Source organism: Pseudomonas savastanoi (assembly GCF_020917325.1).
Classification (GTDB): domain Bacteria; phylum Pseudomonadota; class Gammaproteobacteria; order Pseudomonadales; family Pseudomonadaceae; genus Aquipseudomonas; species Aquipseudomonas amygdali.
The window spans coordinates 4,411,212-4,427,501 of sequence record NZ_CP076652.1 but is presented as its reverse complement, the minus strand read 5'-3'; the positions used below and the strand labels follow the sequence as shown (position 1 = coordinate 4,427,501).

Below are 16,290 nucleotides of genomic sequence, written 5' to 3'. Positions count from 1 at the left end.
ATGGGTAATCCACGTGCTGTCCACCGACCGCCTCAAGGGCATCGAAACGTTTGTCGCCGTTGCCAATGCAGGGAGCTTTACGGCAGCCGCTGACCGCTTGAGTCTGACCAATTCCGCAGTCAGCAAAAGCGTTGCACGCCTGGAGAGCCGCCTGGGCATGCGTCTGTTCGAGCGCACTACCCGAAGTCTGGCGCTGACCGAGGAGGGGGCGGCTTATCACGCTGTGTGCACGCGCATGCTTGCCGATCTGGAGGCTGCTGAAACCGCATTAGCGGCGCAGCGCACAGAACCTGCCGGACAATTGCGTATCGATCTGCCTGCGACCTTTGGTCGTTTGCACGTGCTGCCGCTGATCCTCGCCTTCACCGGGCAGCATCACAAGCTGCGCCCGCGGATAACCTTCACTGATCGTTTCGTCGACATTCTTGAGGAAGGTATCGACCTGGCCGTGCGCATCGGCGGTCCACCTGTCTGGCCAGCGGGCGTGGCGCACCGTTACCTGGGCACCGAACGGGTGATCTTCTGCGCGGCACCGGCTTATCTGGAGCGCCACGGCGTACCGACGACGTTCGAGGACCTCGCCAGTCACGCGTGCATTCTGTTTGGTCGTGGCGATGGCAGCACCAGCCCCTGGTTGTTTGTTGACGACCAAGGGCAGCGGGAGGCGCGCGCTGTCGAAGCGCGGCTGGTTATCGGCAACGGCGAAGCCCAGGTGGCTGCGGTGACTTCGGCGTGGGGCATTGCTCAGTTGGCAACCTGGCTGATCAGGGAGCAGTTGCAGCGTGGCGAGCTGGTGGAGATCCTTCCACAACTGGCCACTGACGGTTTGGCGCTGCATCTGGCCTGGCCGCGCAACCGCGAGTCATTGCCCAAGGTGCAGGCGCTGGTCGAGCGACTGTCAGAGGCGTTGCGGGTGGATTAAGCCACACTGGTCAGAGCCACCCGATGCTCGAATCATTCGCCTATGACGGCTTTTACCAGCGCTGCGTGTTCCTTCGGGTTCTTCGCGTTAGAGACCACGTTCAGCACGGCTGCGCGTGTACCCGAAGCGGCAATGATCGAGGTGCTCAGAACCTGGGCGTCGCTCATGGTCGCCGAGGTATCCAGCTGCCGGACACCCAGACCGTTCTTCTTGACGATCTTCTTGTCGCCCAGCTTTTTGAAGTCCTTGTAGCCGGTACTTTGCTGGGCAAGTATCCCGGTGACCAGGCCATCAAGCACTACGCCGTCGTTGTCGCTGGCCTGGACGCCCATTGGCATAGGCGTCTCGGTAACGATCAGCACGCGCTTTTCAGCGGCGTTGGTGTAAAGCGCACCCGTTACCCCCTGAGCCTTGGCCTTCGCGTCAATCTCGGGCATCTCGCCCTGCGCGTAGCCCGCAGGAATGGTAAACGCCAGTTTGCCACCCAGCAACGAAGCCTTTTGTACCGCAGCGGCGGCAGGCGCAGCCGCTTGGGGCTTGATCGCCGCCTGAACGCTGACCATGCTCTGGCAGGCTGCCAGCGCGACACACACAACGATTGCCTTGAAACCGAAAGACCGCATGGAAATTCCTTTTTTGTCTGTTAAATGGATCGAGTAAATGGATCGAGGCCTGTGTGCCCGAGGAATGTGAGTGGCCCGGCAGGTAAAAGTGCCCATAAAAAAACGACCAGCAAGATCACTCTGGCTGGCCGTCCTTTTGCTGCGTTTCGCTTATTCGGCGATCTGCAGTTTGCGCGACTCGGTATAGACGTAACGCACCTTCTCGTACTCGAATGGCGAGTTCAGCTGGCCATAGCGGAAGCTGGTGACATACCGGCGGTCAATCGCACGCAGCACGGTGATTTCCGGATGGTCGTCGCTGACTTCGGCAACGTTCAGGAAATTGATCTGGTTTTCAGCCGTGTAGTCGAACAGCATGCCGCCAGTGTCACGCAGGTTCGATGGGCCGAACAATGGCAATACCAGATAAGGGCCGGCAGGAACACCATAGAAGCCCAGCGTCTGACCGAAGTCTTCGCTCTGGCGCGGCAGCCCCATCATGGTCGCCGGGTCCCACAGACCGGCGATGCCGATGGTGGTGTTGAGCAGCAGACGGCCAGTGGTGTCCAGCGAACGCTCGCCCTTTAACTGCAGCAGGCTGTTCAGCAGGTTGGAGATGTCGCCCAGATTACTGAAAAAGTTGCTCACGCCGCTGCGCACGAAGCCGGGTGTGATGTAGCGATAGCCGTCCACGACCGGCAGGAACACCCATTCATCAAAGCGGTAGTTGAAGTGGTACACCCGACGGTTCCAGGATTCCAGCGGGTCGTAGACTTCCAGCGCGTTGATGGAGGCGCGCTCGAACTCACGCTGATCCAGCCCCGGGTTGAATTGCAGTGACTTCAGCGGCTGAGTGAAACCGTCAGCATCGGTCTGACGGGCCACAGTGGCCGGGTGCTGAGCCTTGTTGCTGGTATCCGCGTCAGCGGCCTGGACTGTGCCGGCACAGAGCAGAGCGGCAAGAAGTAAAAGACGTTTAGCCACGGAAAAACTCCAGCATGGCGTCGGTGTTGACGCGGTAATTAAGGTTGCCGCAATGCCCGCCGTACGGATAAACGGTCAGACGATCCCCGAAGGTCTTGCGCAGGAAGCCCAGATCACCCGAGCCCAGAATCACATCGTCAGCGTTGTGCATGACGGCAATCTTGGTGTTGCTGTGCAGGTAATCCTTGAGGGCGTAAAGGCTGACCTGATCGACCAGCTGCAGCAGGCTACCGCCGTCAGTGCGGGCGCGCCACATCGGAATGACCTGTTCGGTCAGGTAGCAATCGAAGTCGCACTGCAGTGCACGCTTGAGGAACGGCGTCAGGCTGGTGCCTTCAGAAATAGGGAATTTCGGTGGCGTGATCAGACCGCGGCGGTTGATCAGGTCCGAGGTGAACGCGATGTCGGCAGACGAGAAGCGGAACGAGGTACCGATCAGCATCGCCATCTGCTCGTTGGTCAAATGCTGCTTGGACTGCTGGAAGTCGAACAGCAGTGCATCGTTAAGGTCGATGTAACCCTTTTGCCGGAAGTAACGGGTCAGCTTGGCCAGCACCAGTTCATAGAACGTGGTGGTGTTGTTGATGCCCTTGACGTTGGTCTGCACCAGTTTGTCGAGGTTGCTGATCGAGGTGTAAAGGTTGACCGGCGGGTTGAGCAGCAGCACTTTCTTGAAGTTGAAGCTGCGGCGGGTTTCATCCAGCTTGCTGACGAAGGCGGCATTCAGTGCGCCGAGGCTGTAACCGGTCAGGTAATAGTCGGTCACCGGCAGTTGCGCCTGCTGGGCGCGAATGGCCTGCATGACGCGATAAATGTCTTCTGCGTCGTCGGTGGACACGCCAGGAGTGGCAAAGCGCGATGCCGAACTCATGAAGTCGTAGCTGGTGGGCGAAGACAGCTGTACGACGTGGTAGCCCGCGCCGTAATAGAGCTTTTTCAGGAATTCATTGATGGTGCTGTTATACGGCGCGCCTGTGCCGGCGATCAGGAAGATCAGCGGGGCAGCGTGGTCCTGCTTCGCCAGGCGATAGTGCAGTTTTTTTACCGCCCAGAAGTTGTCCGGCAGGGTGAACTCGCGCTCGGGATGCAGGTTCAGGGTGTAGACGTCCTGATCGATGTCTTCATCGTCAGGCAGATCGGGGCGCAGATCGGGCGGTGTGGTCGCAATGGTCGCTTCAAACGGATTAGTCAGCGGGTAGCCATAGGTGGCAGAGTCGACGGTGGTTGCCAGAGCGGACGCACTTAAACACAAGCCACCTATAACGGTAGCGAAGCGCAGAAAACGGAGCATGACTAAATCCCTTGGGAAAGAAGTGCTGATGAGATACGCAGGCTATGACCAAGGTGTAGTGCCAAAGTGCCGCATCCACCGGTTAACCGTGTAAATTATGACGGAACAATACACGTTCTTTGGAATTTGCAATGCAGTTATGCGGTTTATTTTTCGCAGGCGACGTAGATTGGCTCGGTTTGACCATACAGGCGGGGGACTGACTGCCGCTACATGCCGCTACGCTGCAGCTTCCTGGGGACGAAAAACACAAAGGAGAGCCGTAGCTCTCCTCCAATGTGTTTTACCTGCTCTTTTTATTGTTGTAGGGCGGCCTGTTATTGTTGTTGATGGCCAGTCCCTTTACAGCGTTGTTGGGCGACCCCCATTCGGGGTCAAGAGCAAACGTATTTTTTTGAGCGCTGACTCGCTTTAATCACCCGTCTGCACAACATCGTGATCCCACCGGTTCGGGAGCTACCTGAAGGTAGTTTTATTGTTCTCTGTCCGGTCGCGAGGCCTTTCACCGAAAGGTCCCTGTAAAGCTGATCCACTCCAAAAAAATCTGTTAGCTGCGCCTCTGTCCGTTTTGTTCTTGTTATGTCAGAGCCGTTACGTCTTGTTCTTATTGGTTTGCCGCTTCGTTTCTTGTTTTTGTTGTACAAGAGAGATAGCAGAAGCTGTGCCAACTTTTTAAAGTACTTTTAAATCATAAGCTTACGATTATTGGCATCGCTCATGCGGGCCTGACGCCGTTAAAAATGTTTCCGTGTTACCCGTTCGAAGCGTGGCTCACGAGGCTGCGGTAACACATCCTGTTTCCTTTGCTGAATGAGCCAGAGTGGTGCGCCGCAGATCTCCTGCGTCTATACGACGATCGTATCGGTGTGTGGGGGGCGTATACGCAAACTGTTCTGAAAGGTACAGGCAGGGTCGGGCAAGACGTTTTTAGGTGGGCGTTGTCGCTGATGGCTCGTTGTTGTCGTTTCCCGTTGCCCCGGTGTCGCAGACAGAGCATGTCTGCTTGCGCAGCAAGTCGATGATCAAGGTGGCGTTGCGGTGCGTGTCACTGCGCGTGGCAGCGATCAAAACGTGCAGGGCGCAGCGTGCCCCAAAGCCGGGCGTGGGTGCGGTCTTGAAAACAACGTTAACCAGTGCCGACAACCGTCGGTGCAGACTTCCGGGGAAGCGACAATGATGATGCGAAAAATACTGGGGGCGGGTGCCGCTCTGGTGCTTGCTGTCAGCTCCACGCTGGCGATTGCTGAAACCAAGACCCTGACCATCGGCTATGTGGAAGGCTGGTCCGACAGCGTCGCCACCACCTTCGTGGCTTCCGAAGTGATCAAGCAGAAGCTTGGCTACGACGTCAAACTGCAATCGGTCGCGGCCGGGATCATGTGGCAGGCCGTGGCCACCGACAAGCTCGACCTGATGTTGTCTGCCTGGCTTCCGGGCACCCACGGCGAGTACTACACCAAGTACAAGGATCAGGTCGTCAACTACGGGCCCAACTTCAAGGACGCCAAGATCGGCCTGATCGTGCCTGAATACGTGAAAGCCAAGACCATCGAAGACCTCAAGACCGATGCTTCCTTCAACAAGAAGATCACCGGGATCGATGCAGGTTCAGGGGTCATGCTCAAGACGGACCAGGCCATCAAGGACTACGGTCTGGACGGCTACAAACTGCAGGCGAGTTCCGGAGCAGGCATGATTGCCGAACTGACTCGTGCGGAGAAAGCGCAGAAAGCCATCGTCGTCACCGGCTGGGTACCGCACTGGATGTTCGCCAAGTGGAAACTGCGTTTCCTGGAAGACCCTAAAGGCGTTTACGGTGCAGCTGAAACCGTCGACAACGTCGCCAGCCTTGGCCTGGAGAAAAAAGCCCCCGAGGTCGTGGCCTTCCTGAAAAAATTCCAGTGGGCATCCAAGGATGAAATCGGAGAGGTGATGCTGGCGATTCAGGACGGTGCCAAACCTGAAGCTGCAGCCAAGGACTGGGTAGCCAAGCACCCGGATCGGGTAGCCGCATGGACCGCTAAATAGTTCTACAGCCCTCTGCAAAAGCCGTTTCAAGGCCGTCTGGTGCCATCGCCAGACGGCCTTTGGCGTTTCTGGATCACGGTATTTTCTGCACAGGCTGACTGATGGCGGACCTGTGCCGTGCAAAGAGGTTCATGTGCGGCTAATGTCGTTCTAATACTAAGGTCGTCTGGAGTGCGCGCAGGACCCGACTAAAGTGCGTTACGTGACATCTCATCTGTGCTGCGAGGACAAAAACAATGAACGACAGCATTTACCTCTCGATTCAAAACAGCCCGCGTTTCAAGGAACTGGTATCCAAAAGAGAGCGGTTCGCCTGGATTCTCTCGGCGATCATGCTTGGCCTGTATGCGGCCTTTATTCTTTTGATTGCGTACGGACCCCATATTCTGGGGGCCAAGTTGAGTCCGACTTCAACCATTACCTGGGGAATGCCGATAGGCGTAGGGCTGATCCTCTCCGCGTTTGTGCTGACCGCCATCTATGTTCGCCGTGCCAATGGCGAATTCGATGACCTGAACAACGCCATCCTGAAGGAGGCTCAGCAATGATCCGGCGCCTATCAGCAGCACTTGGCCTGGCCACATTCGCGCCGACTCTCTGGGCGGCAGACGCATTGACGGGCGCCGTGCAGAAGCAACCCCTGAACATCGCCGCGATTATCATGTTCGTGGTATTTGTCGCCTTCACGCTGTACATCACTTACTGGGCGTCGAAAAAGAACAAGACCGCATCGGACTACTACTCGGCAGGCGGCAAGATCACCGGCTTCCAGAACGGTCTGGCAATTGCCGGTGATTACATGTCGGCAGCGTCCTTTCTGGGTATTTCCGCACTGGTCTACACCTCCGGTTACGACGGCCTGATCTACTCGATCGGCTTCCTGGTGGGCTGGCCGATCATTCTGTTCCTGATCGCCGAACGCTTGCGCAACCTGGGTAAATACACGTTTGCCGACGTTGCGTCGTATCGCCTCAAGCAAAAAGAGATTCGCACCTTGTCCGCCTGCGGCTCGCTGGTGGTAGTGGCGTTCTACCTGATTGCGCAAATGGTCGGTGCCGGCAAGCTGATCCAGCTGCTGTTCGGTCTGGACTACACGGTTGCGGTGGTACTGGTCGGTATCCTGATGTGCCTTTACGTATTGTTCGGCGGCATGCTGGCCACTACCTGGGTGCAGATCATCAAGGCGGTCATGTTGCTGTCCGGTGCGTCGTTCATGGCCCTGATGGTCATGAAGCACGTTAACTTCGACTTCAACATGCTGTTCTCCGAGGCGATCAAGGTTCACCCTAAAGGTGAAGCGATCATGAGCCCTGGCGGTCTGGTGAAAGACCCGATTTCAGCGTTCTCGCTGGGTCTGGCGCTGATGTTCGGTACTGCTGGCCTGCCGCACATTCTGATGCGCTTCTTCACCGTGAGCGATGCCAAGGAAGCCCGCAAGTCTGTGCTGTACGCGACCGGCTTCATCGGCTACTTCTACATCCTGACCTTCATCATCGGTTTTGGCGCGATCCTGCTGGTCAGCACCAACCCGGCGTTCAAGGATGCAGCGGGTGCCTTGCTGGGCGGTAACAACATGGCAGCGGTTCACCTGGCCGATGCGGTCGGTGGCAGCCTGTTCCTGGGCTTCATCTCTGCAGTCGCCTTCGCCACCATTCTGGCAGTGGTTGCCGGTCTGACTCTGGCAGGTGCTTCGGCGGTCTCCCATGACCTGTACGCCAGCGTGATCAAAGCGGGCAAGGCCAACGAGAAAGACGAGATCCGTATCTCGAAAATCACCACCATTGCGCTGGCGGTCGTGGCGATCCTTCTGGGTATTGCCTTCGAAAGTCAGAACATCGCGTTCATGGTGGGCCTGGCGTTCTCGGTCGCTGCAAGCTGCAACTTCCCGATCCTGCTGCTCTCCATGTACTGGAAAAACCTGACCACCCGTGGCGCCATGATTGGCGGCTGGATGGGCCTGATCAGCGCCGTGGTGCTGATGATCCTGGGGCCAACCATCTGGGTGCAGATCCTGCATCACGAGAAAGCCATTTTCCCTTACGAATACCCGGCGCTGTTTTCTATCGCCATCGCCTTCGTAGGTATCTGGTTCTTCTCCATCACCGACAAGTCGAAAGCGGCAGAGGGCGAGCGCGCCTTGTTCTACCCGCAATTCGTCCGGTCACAAACAGGCCTGGGTGCCAGCGGCGCGGTTTCGCACTAAGTGCTGAAGCAGTAAATGAAGCAGCCTTCGGGCTGCTTTTTCATGGGCCATAAAAAAGCCCCGCCTGGAGAGGCGGGGCTTTTGCCTGTTGCTTGAAGCAACAGGTTATATCTTGCCGAGCAATACCAGAATCAGCAGGATCACCAGGATAGTACCGATGATGCCCGACGGACCGTAGCCCCAGCTGCGCGAGTGCGGGAATACCGGCAGACCGCCAACCAGCAACAGAATCAGAACGATGATAAGAATAGTGCCGATGCCCATGATGAGTTCCCTCTTTCATTTAAGTTAGTTAACAGATGCAGTAAAAACTTTCATACCCAACGGTATTGAATTTGCCTGCTTGATTCATCCGACTGCGGTCGCTCAAGAAAGGTTTCATCTATTTTTAATAATTTCTTACATATCTAAAAAATCATTAAAATCATGGGCTTGATGTGTTTTTGTCGGACAATAATTCGGTTCCAATTGACAGAAAATACCTGAAATAGTTTTAAAAATAATTGAACTAAACGACGTGAAAAATTTCGGCTGATTTGCACAGGTGACCTGATTGAAGTCCAGCAGAGGGTACGCAGATGTTTTATCGAGTGGCGGCAGATGCCGTGGTCGCGTTTCATCTACTGTTCATCGTATTCGTCCTGTTCGGCGGTCTGCTGGTAGTGAGCAGGCCGTGGCTGGCATTACTGCACGTTCCGGCAGTTGCGTGGGGGGCTGCGGTCGAGTTTTTGCACCTGTATTGCCCGCTGACACCGCTGGAAAATACACTGCGCAGCACAGCCGGTGAGCAGGGATATGACGGCGGCTTCGTCGAGCATTACCTGATTCCGCTGATCTACCCGGCCGGGCTTACGCCGGGCATACAGCTGTGGCTGGGGGGCATAGTGCTGTTGGTCAATGTGTCGGTGTACGGCCTGTTATTGATGCGTTTCGTATCACGCGTGCGGCATTCATAAGCTGCGGGTTTGCTCCAGGCATTCAGCGCCTTGATGGTGGGGTTATAGGGCCCCGGCTGTGATTACACTCAGGCAACTCCTGCACATCACAAGGCACTCGGCTATGCAAAACCGCATCATGATTACTGGCGCCGGCTCAGGTCTGGGTCGTGAAATTGCACTGCGCTGGGCGCGCGAAGGCTGGCGGCTGGCGCTGTCTGACATCAACGATGCCGGTCTGCAGGAGACCTTGACGCTGGTGCGCGAGGCGGGTGGTGACGGGTTCGTTCAGCGTTGCGATGTTCGCGATTACAGTCAGCTCACGGCGTTTGCTCAGGCATGTGAAGAGCGACTGGGCGGCATCGACATCATCGTCAACAACGCTGGCGTGGCGTCGGGTGGCTTCTTTAACGAGCTGTCACTGGAAGACTGGGACTGGCAGATCGCAATTAACCTGATGGGCGTCGTCAAAGGCTGCAAGGCGTTTTTGCCTATGTTGCAGGCCAGCAAAGGCAAAATCATCAACATTGCGTCGATAGCCGCGCTGATGCAGGCCCCGGCCATGAGCAATTACAACGTCGCCAAGGCAGGGGTTGTAGCGCTTTCCGAAAGCCTGTTGGTTGAACTGCATGATCAGGGCGTCGGCGTGCATGTGGTCTGCCCGTCGTTCTTTCAGACCAACTTGCTGGATTCGTTTCGAGGCCCGACACCTGCCATGAAAGCGCAGATCGGCAGACTGCTGGAGAAGTCACCGATCACTGCCGCAGATATTGCCGACTACATCTTCAGGCAGGTAGCCGAAGGCGAGTTCATGATCCTGCCCCACGAAGAAGGCCGAATGGCCTGGGACCTGAAGCGCAAACAGCCACAGGCGATGTATGACGAAATGACCGTCATGTGCGCAAAGATGCGCGCCAAGGCGCAGAAAGGGCATGCCTGACGCCGCCCAGAAGCGGACGCGAGCATCTCACTATCGTGCGACGCTCCCACGCTGGAGCGTACGGAACGATATGACTATCGTGCGACGCTCCGCGTCGCATGCGTTTCCGGACGCTCTGCGTCCTCCTGCGACGCAGAGCGTCGCGACCTGCATTCCCACGCTGGAGCATGCGGAACGATAACCTCAACTATGACTATCGTGCGACGCTCCGCGTCGCATGCCGTTCTGGACGCTCTGCGTCCTCTTGAGCGACGTGTTCAAGGTCATCAGGGTCATGACCGCGCTGTTTTCTGATAGGGTTACGCCCCTCTTTTAAGCCCCTTTCAGCGAGTCCATCGTGCTCAATTACCTGTGGTTCTTTCTCGCAGCCCTGTTCGAGATATTCGGCTGCTATGCCTTCTGGCTATGGCTGCGCCAAGGCAAAAGCGCGCTGTGGGTCATTCCGGCACTCATCAGCCTGACACTGTTCGCGCTGTTGCTGACACGAGTGGAAGCGGCCTATGCAGGACGGGCCTATGCGGCGTATGGCGGGATTTACATCGTAGCGTCGATTGCCTGGCTGGGGCTGGTCGAGCGGGTCAGGCCGCTGGGCACGGACTGGCTGGGGCTGGCTTTCTGCGTGATCGGCGCCACCATCATCCTGCTGGGGCCGCGCTGGTCTGCTGCATGAAAAACTGCAGCTGCCAGCGATATTTCCTACAGATCCAGCTAGAAAGTAAGACCCTTCCTTCAGTCTTTTCCGATGCGCTTGAAGGGCGTTACTGATTTGCCATCAGCGCATTGAAGCGCTCGGTTTCGCGATGCACCCTGCCTTTTTGAGCAACGAGAAGGGTGGGAAAAATGCTGGTACTGACGCGGGAAATTGGTGAAACGTTTTCAATCGGTGATGACATCACCGTGCAGATTCTGGGTATCAACGGCAATCAGGTCAGGCTCGGGATCAATGCCCCGAAAGACATCAAGGTGCACCGCGCCGAGGTCTACAAGCGCATTGCCAACAAACTTTCGCAACAAGCGACAACGCCGCTTCAATAGGCGACGTTGTTCGCCTCATTGAAAACCCGATTCAGGCCCGCTCAAGGTTATTCAAAAAACTCCTTGGGCACATCGTGCTTGAGCATCAACTGACATTGCTGGCTCTCGAGATCGAAAAAGATCACTGCCTGCCCCTTGGTCAATGCATGACGCACGCGCAGTACACGCGTTTGCAGGGGCGTCTCGTCGCCATTGTCAGTGCCCTCACGCGTGACGAAATCCTCGATCAGGCGGGTGAGGGTGTCAGGTTCCAGTTGGTCGTAGGGGATCAGCATGGCGGTTCTCGTGTCGATGAGCGGCGATGATAGAACTGCGGTGCCAGGCACCGCAATTCACAGGCCCTCAACTTTCCTCGCGATTCTGCCCGATCAGGCTGTCGACCGGTGGCACACGGGTGTCGGATTCCATCTGCGCATCATGTTCGATCTGATGGCTGAACCGCTCCAGTGAACTCTGGGCCGGTTTGGCATCGCTGGCGAACACAGGTGGGCTCAATATGTAAGCACCCAGCAGCTTGCTCAGCGCTGCCAGGCTATCGATGTGCGTGCGCTCATAACCGTGAGTCGCGTCGCAGCCGAAGGCCAGCAGGGCCGTGCGGATGTCGTGCCCCGACGTCACTGCTGAATGCGCATCGCTGTAGTAATAGCGAAACAGGTCACGGCGTACCGGCAGTTCGTTCTCTACGCCCAGACGCAGCAAGTGGCGGGACAGATGGTAGTCGTACGGACCGCCCGAGTCCTGCATCGCCACGCTCACCGCGTGCTCGCTGGAGTGCTGGCCCGGTGCAACCGGCGCAATGTCGATACCGACGAACTCGCTTACGTCCCAGGGCAATACGCCTGCTGCGCCCGTACCGGTTTCTTCGGTGATGGTGAACAGCGGGTGGCAATCGATCAACGGCTCGGCACCGCTGTCGACAATGGATTTCAGCGCTGCAAGTAGCGCCGCCACACCGGCCTTGTCATCCAGGTGACGGGCACTGATGTGTCCGCTCTCGGTGAACTCCGGCAGCGGGTCGAACGCCACGAAGTCACCGATGCCGATGCCCAGCGATTCGCAGTCGGCACGTGTAGTGCAGTAGGCGTCCAGACGCAGCTCGACGTGATCCCAACTGATCGGCATCTCATCCACGGCGGTGTTGAACGCATGACCGGACGCCATCAACGGCAGGACGCTGCCACGAATCACACCCGTGTCGGTGAATACACTGACACGGCTACCTTCGGCAAACCGGCTTGACCAGCAACCGACTGCCGCCAGCGCCAGGCGGCCATTGTCTTTGACTTCCCGAACACTGGCACCGATGGTGTCCAGGTGCGCCGATACCGCACGGTCAGGGCTGTTCTGCTTGCCCTTGAGCGTGGCGCGGATCGTGCCGCGGCGGGTCAGCTCGAACGGGATGCCCAGTTCTTCAAGACGCTCGGCCACATAACGCACGATAGTGTCGGTAAAACCGGTCGGACTTGGAATCGCGAGCATTTCCAACAGAACTTTCTGCAGGTATTTCAGATCCGGATCGGGGATATTCGCAGGGGTCATGGATGCTCCTTATGGAACAGTTGCAAGCCACAGGCTGCAAGGGCTGATAGCCCTTTTGCAGCCTGTGTCCGCAACTGCGATCAGATATGCACAGGCAGGCTGTGCGGAAACAACAGATCGACGAAACGTTCGGCGGTGGGTTGCGGTTCGTGGTTGGCAAGGCCCACGCGTTCATTGGCTTCGATGAACACGTACTCGGGCTGATCGGCGGCCGGCACCATCAGGTCCAGGCCGACGACGGGGATGTCCAGCGCCCGCGCTGCACGTACTGCTGCATCGCTGAGCACAGGGTGCAGAATGGCCGTGACATCTTCCAGGCAGCCTCCGGTGTGCAGGTTTGCAGCGCGGCGCACGGCCAGACGCTGATCCATTGGCAGGATATCGGCATAGTCAAAGCCGGCCTCGCGCACTGTGCGCTCGGTCTCCTGGTCCATCGGAATGCGGCTTTCGCCATCGGTCGCGGCGGCGCGGCGACGGCTCTGGGCCTCGATCAACTGTTTGATGGTATGGCGGCCATCACCAATGACCTCAGCCGGACGACGGATCGCTGCAGCCACCACCTGAAAGCCGATCACCACGATGCGCAGATCGAGGCCTTCATGAAAGCTTTCCAGAATGACGCGCGTGTCGAACTGACGGGCCTGCTCGATAGCGCTCTGGACGTCTTCAATGGTGCGTAGATCGACGGCAACGCCCTGGCCTTGCTCGCCATCCAGCGGCTTGACCACGATTTGCCCGTGCTCTTCAAGAAACGCCAGGTTGTCGTCCGCACTGCCTGCCCGCTGCTGCGCGGGCAAGCGCAGCCCGGCAGCCTTCAACGCACGATGGGTCAGGCTCTTGTCCTGACACAGGGTCATGCTCACTGCGCTGGTCAGATCGCTCAACGACTCGCGGCAGCGGATACGTCGACCGCCGTAGCTGAGGGTAAACAGGCCGGCATCGGCGTCATCCACCTGCACGTCAATACCACGACGATGGGCTTCCTCGACGATGATTCGCGCATATGGATTGAAGTCCGCCTGCGGGCCAGGGCCGAGAAATAACGACTCGTTGATGCCGTTCTTGCGCTTGATGGCGAAGGTCGGCAGGTTGCGGAAATTCAGCTTGGCGTACAGCGCCTTGGCCTGATCGTTGTCATGCAGCACCGACAGGTCGAGGTAGCTCAGACCGCGGCTCATGAAGTGCTCGATCAAATGCCGCACCAGCACTTCACCCACGCCGGGGCGTGTGCATTGCGGGTCAACCGCCAGGCACCAGAGGCTGCTGCCTTTTTCCGGGTCATTGAAGGCTTTCTGATGATCAAGGCCCATGACGCTGCCGATGATCGTGTTGCTGCCCTCATCTTCGGCCACCCAATACACCGGGCCACCTTCGTGGCGCGGGGTCAGCAGCTCGGGGTCGATGGGCAACATGCCGCGCGCCAGATACAGGTTGTTGATAGCCTGCCAGTCGTTTTCATTGTGCGCACGGCGGATGCGGTAGCCGCGAAACACACGGTGCGCCGGGCGGTAATCGCTGAACCACAGGCGCAACGTGTCCGACGGGTCGAGAAACAACTGCTGCGGCGACTGCGCCAACACCTGTTGCGGCGCTGCCACGTACAGGGCGATGTCGCGCTCGCCGGGTTTTTCGTTGAGCAGGTCCTGAGCCAGCGCGGCCGGATCAGGGTAGGTATGACCGATCAGCAAGCGTCCCCAGCCACAATGCAGCGCCAGAGGGTCTGCATCTATCTGGCTGCCGTCTTCAGCGAGTCGTGCCTGCAGGCGTTCGTACGAGGGCGACTGGCCGCGCAACAGGCGCTGGCTATAAGTCGTCGCGTTCTGTTTCATCGATCACAGTCCCTGTTCGCTGAGCCACAGGTTCAGCGCTGCCAGTTGCCACAGCTTGGAGCCGCGCAATGGCGTGAGCTGGCCCTCGGGGTTGGTCAGCAACTTATCGACCATGGCCGGATTGAACAGGCCGCGCTCCTGACTGGAGTCGGTCAGCAGTTCGCGCACCCAGTTAAGGGTGTCGCCCTGCAGGTGCTTGAGGCCGGGAACCGGGAAGTAACCCTTTTTGCGGTCGATCACTTCCGAAGGAATGACCAGACGCGCAGCTTCTTTCAGCACCTGCTTGCCACCGTCGGGCAGCTTGAATTTCCCCGGGATGCGAGCCGACAGTTCGACCAGACGGTAGTCAAGGAACGGCGTACGCGCTTCCAGGCCCCAGGCCATGGTCATGTTGTCGACTCGTTTGACCGGGTCATCGACCAGCATCACCGTACTGTCCAGGCGCAAAGCCTTATCGACCGCCGCGCTGGCGCCGGGTTGGGCGAAATGATCGCGAACGAAATCACCGGCTGCGTCGTTGGCTGTGCGCCACTTCGGCTGCACCGTCTCGGCGTATTCGGCGTAGCTGCGGTCGACAAACGCATCGCGGTAGGCCGCAACCGGGTCGCTCGCGCCGTCCACTTGCGGGTACCAGTGGTAACCGGCGAACAGTTCGTCAGCGCCCTGGCCGCTCTGTACCACCTTGCAATGTTTGGACACTTCACGCGACAGCAGGTAGAAGGCGATGCAATCGTGGCTGACCATCGGCTCGCTCATGGCGCGGAACGCCGCAGGCAACTGCTCGATGATCTCGCTTTCCTGAATACGCAACTGGTGGTGGCGTGTGCCGTAATGCTTGGCGATCAGGTCGGAATACTGAAATTCGTCGCCACGCTCGCCACCGGCATCCTGAAAGCCGATAGAGAAGGTCGACAGGTCTTCGACCCCCACTTCCCGCAACAGGCCGACCAGCATGCTGGAGTCGACACCGCCGGAAAGCAGCACGCCGACATCCACCGCAGCGCGCTGACGGATCGCCACCGCTTCACGGGTACTGTCCAGTACGCGGTCGCGCCAGTCTTCGAGCGTGAGGTTTTTCTCGTCTTCATGAGGACCGTAAGGCAGGGTCCACCAGACTTTCTGCTCGACCTTGCCGCTGGCGTCGATGCGCATCCAGCTGGCTGGCGGCAACTTCTCGACGCCCGCCAACAGCGTGCGCGGTGCGGGCACCACGGCGTGGAAGTTGAGGTAATGGTTGAGCGCCACTGGATCAAGCATTCCGCTGATATCACCACCCTTGAGCAGGGCTGGCAGCGAAGACGCGAAGCGCAGGCGCTTGTCGGTTTTCGACAGGTACAACGGCTTTACGCCGAGACGGTCACGGGCGATGAACAACTGCTTGCTGTCACGCTCCCAGATGGCAAAGGCGAACATGCCATTGAGCTTGGGCAGCATGTCTGCGCCCCAGGCGTGATAGCCCTTGAGCAACACCTCGGTGTCGCCACCGGAATGGAACTGATAGCCAAGGCTTTCCAACTCGGCACGCAATTCCGGGAAGTTGTAAATCGCACCGTTGAAGGCCATGGACAAGCCCAGATGACTGTCGATCATAGGCTGCGCCGAGCCATCCGACAGGTCCATGATTTTCAGACGGCGATGACCAAGGGCAACCGGCCCCTGGCTGTGAAACCCCCACGCATCCGGGCCGCGAGGCGCCAGCTCATGGGTAATGCGTTCAACAGCGGCTAGGTCCGCTGGTTGATGGTCAAAACGAAGTTCACCTGCTAATCCGCACATAAGTCCTTACCGGGTTTCCGTTGGGGAGGTGACTGAGAAAGTGCAGTCACCCAGAAACTGACCCAGTGAGGGCATGGTAGTTTTAGATCAAAAAGTTATAAGAGTTTGTTTTCAGCGGGTTTGGCTGCATTGGCTGGCTCCCTCGTCGAGCCAGGCAACCACAGGCTAGTCTTCGCGAAATAAGTTGTGAAGGAATAAAAAAGATA

General features: G+C 58.0%; 16 protein-coding genes. 8 read left to right on the top strand and 8 right to left on the bottom strand.

The window, feature by feature from the left end:
• Nucleotides 1–13: 13 nt before the first annotated feature.
• On the top strand, nt 14–922 hold the full coding sequence (locus KP808_RS18690) for a LysR family transcriptional regulator (protein WP_122258325.1): 909 nt from the start codon (nt 14–16) through the stop codon (nt 920–922).
• Between the two features lie 32 nt (nt 923–954).
• Here the strand turns inward: KP808_RS18690 and KP808_RS18685 are convergent, their stop codons facing one another.
• The 3 genes from KP808_RS18685 to KP808_RS18675 form a co-directional block, all read right to left on the bottom strand.
• A complete protein-coding gene (locus tag KP808_RS18685) occupies nt 955–1,545 on the bottom strand; it encodes a DcrB/PsbP domain-containing protein (protein WP_230016650.1) in 591 nt (196 codons plus the stop codon).
• 150 nt (nt 1,546–1,695) lie between these two features.
• Nucleotides 1,696–2,508, bottom strand: coding sequence for an MlaA family lipoprotein (locus KP808_RS18680; protein ID WP_230016649.1), 813 nt, complete (start codon nt 2,506–2,508; stop codon nt 1,696–1,698).
• A complete protein-coding gene (locus KP808_RS18675) occupies nt 2,501–3,799 on the bottom strand; it encodes a serine protein kinase PrkA (RefSeq protein WP_005733991.1) in 1,299 nt (432 codons plus the stop codon). The genes KP808_RS18680 and KP808_RS18675 overlap by 8 nt, the downstream gene beginning before the upstream one ends.
• 1,173 nt (nt 3,800–4,972) lie before the next feature.
• On the opposite strand from KP808_RS18675, the gene KP808_RS18670 reads away from it, so the two are divergent.
• From KP808_RS18670 to KP808_RS18660, 3 genes are all read left to right on the top strand, one after another.
• On the top strand, nt 4,973–5,827 hold the full coding sequence (locus tag KP808_RS18670; RefSeq protein WP_002552551.1) for a glycine betaine ABC transporter substrate-binding protein: 855 nt from the start codon (nt 4,973–4,975) through the stop codon (nt 5,825–5,827).
• Nucleotides 5,828–6,063: 236 nt separating this feature from the next.
• Nucleotides 6,064–6,375: a DUF485 domain-containing protein gene (locus tag KP808_RS18665; protein WP_002552552.1), complete on the top strand. Its 312-nt coding sequence runs from the start codon at nt 6,064–6,066 to the stop codon at nt 6,373–6,375.
• Nucleotides 6,372–8,030, top strand: a complete 1,659-nt coding sequence (locus tag KP808_RS18660) for a cation acetate symporter (protein WP_058400151.1) — start codon at nt 6,372–6,374, stop codon at nt 8,028–8,030. The genes KP808_RS18665 and KP808_RS18660 overlap by 4 nt, the downstream gene beginning before the upstream one ends.
• Before the next feature lie 105 nt (nt 8,031–8,135).
• Here KP808_RS18660 and KP808_RS18655 read toward each other — a convergent pair whose 3' ends face one another.
• Nucleotides 8,136–8,294 (bottom strand): DUF3309 family protein, encoded by a 159-nt coding sequence (locus tag KP808_RS18655; protein WP_002552554.1) that lies wholly within the window; start codon nt 8,292–8,294, stop codon nt 8,136–8,138.
• 314 nt (nt 8,295–8,608) lie between these two features.
• On the opposite strand from KP808_RS18655, the gene KP808_RS18650 reads away from it, so the two are divergent.
• From KP808_RS18650 to csrA, 4 genes are all read left to right on the top strand, one after another.
• Nucleotides 8,609–8,986, top strand: coding sequence for a DUF2784 domain-containing protein (locus tag KP808_RS18650; protein WP_230016648.1), 378 nt, complete (start codon nt 8,609–8,611; stop codon nt 8,984–8,986).
• Between the two features lie 103 nt (nt 8,987–9,089).
• Complete coding sequence (locus tag KP808_RS18645) at nt 9,090–9,905, top strand: SDR family oxidoreductase (protein ID WP_230016647.1); 816 nt, start codon at nt 9,090–9,092, stop codon at nt 9,903–9,905.
• A 337-nt stretch (nt 9,906–10,242) separates the two neighbouring features.
• Nucleotides 10,243–10,575 (top strand): YnfA family protein, encoded by a 333-nt coding sequence (locus KP808_RS18640; protein WP_011168084.1) that lies wholly within the window; start codon nt 10,243–10,245, stop codon nt 10,573–10,575.
• A gap of 170 nt (nt 10,576–10,745) precedes the next feature.
• Complete coding sequence (gene csrA / locus KP808_RS18635) at nt 10,746–10,940, top strand: carbon storage regulator CsrA (protein WP_002552557.1); 195 nt, start codon at nt 10,746–10,748, stop codon at nt 10,938–10,940.
• Between the two features lie 47 nt (nt 10,941–10,987).
• Here the strand turns inward: csrA and KP808_RS18630 are convergent, their stop codons facing one another.
• The 4 genes from KP808_RS18630 to KP808_RS18615 form a co-directional block, all read right to left on the bottom strand.
• On the bottom strand, nt 10,988–11,215 hold the full coding sequence (locus KP808_RS18630) for a YheU family protein (RefSeq protein ID WP_003314533.1): 228 nt from the start codon (nt 11,213–11,215) through the stop codon (nt 10,988–10,990).
• Between the two features lie 67 nt (nt 11,216–11,282).
• Complete coding sequence (locus KP808_RS18625; RefSeq protein WP_002552559.1) at nt 11,283–12,479, bottom strand: osmoprotectant NAGGN system M42 family peptidase; 1,197 nt, start codon at nt 12,477–12,479, stop codon at nt 11,283–11,285.
• 80 nt (nt 12,480–12,559) lie between these two features.
• Nucleotides 12,560–14,308, bottom strand: a complete 1,749-nt coding sequence (gene ngg / locus KP808_RS18620; protein WP_054071106.1) for an N-acetylglutaminylglutamine synthetase — start codon at nt 14,306–14,308, stop codon at nt 12,560–12,562.
• A gap of 3 nt (nt 14,309–14,311) precedes the next feature.
• A complete protein-coding gene (locus KP808_RS18615) occupies nt 14,312–16,084 on the bottom strand; it encodes an N-acetylglutaminylglutamine amidotransferase (protein ID WP_230016646.1) in 1,773 nt (590 codons plus the stop codon).
• Nucleotides 16,085–16,290 lie beyond the last annotated feature (206 nt).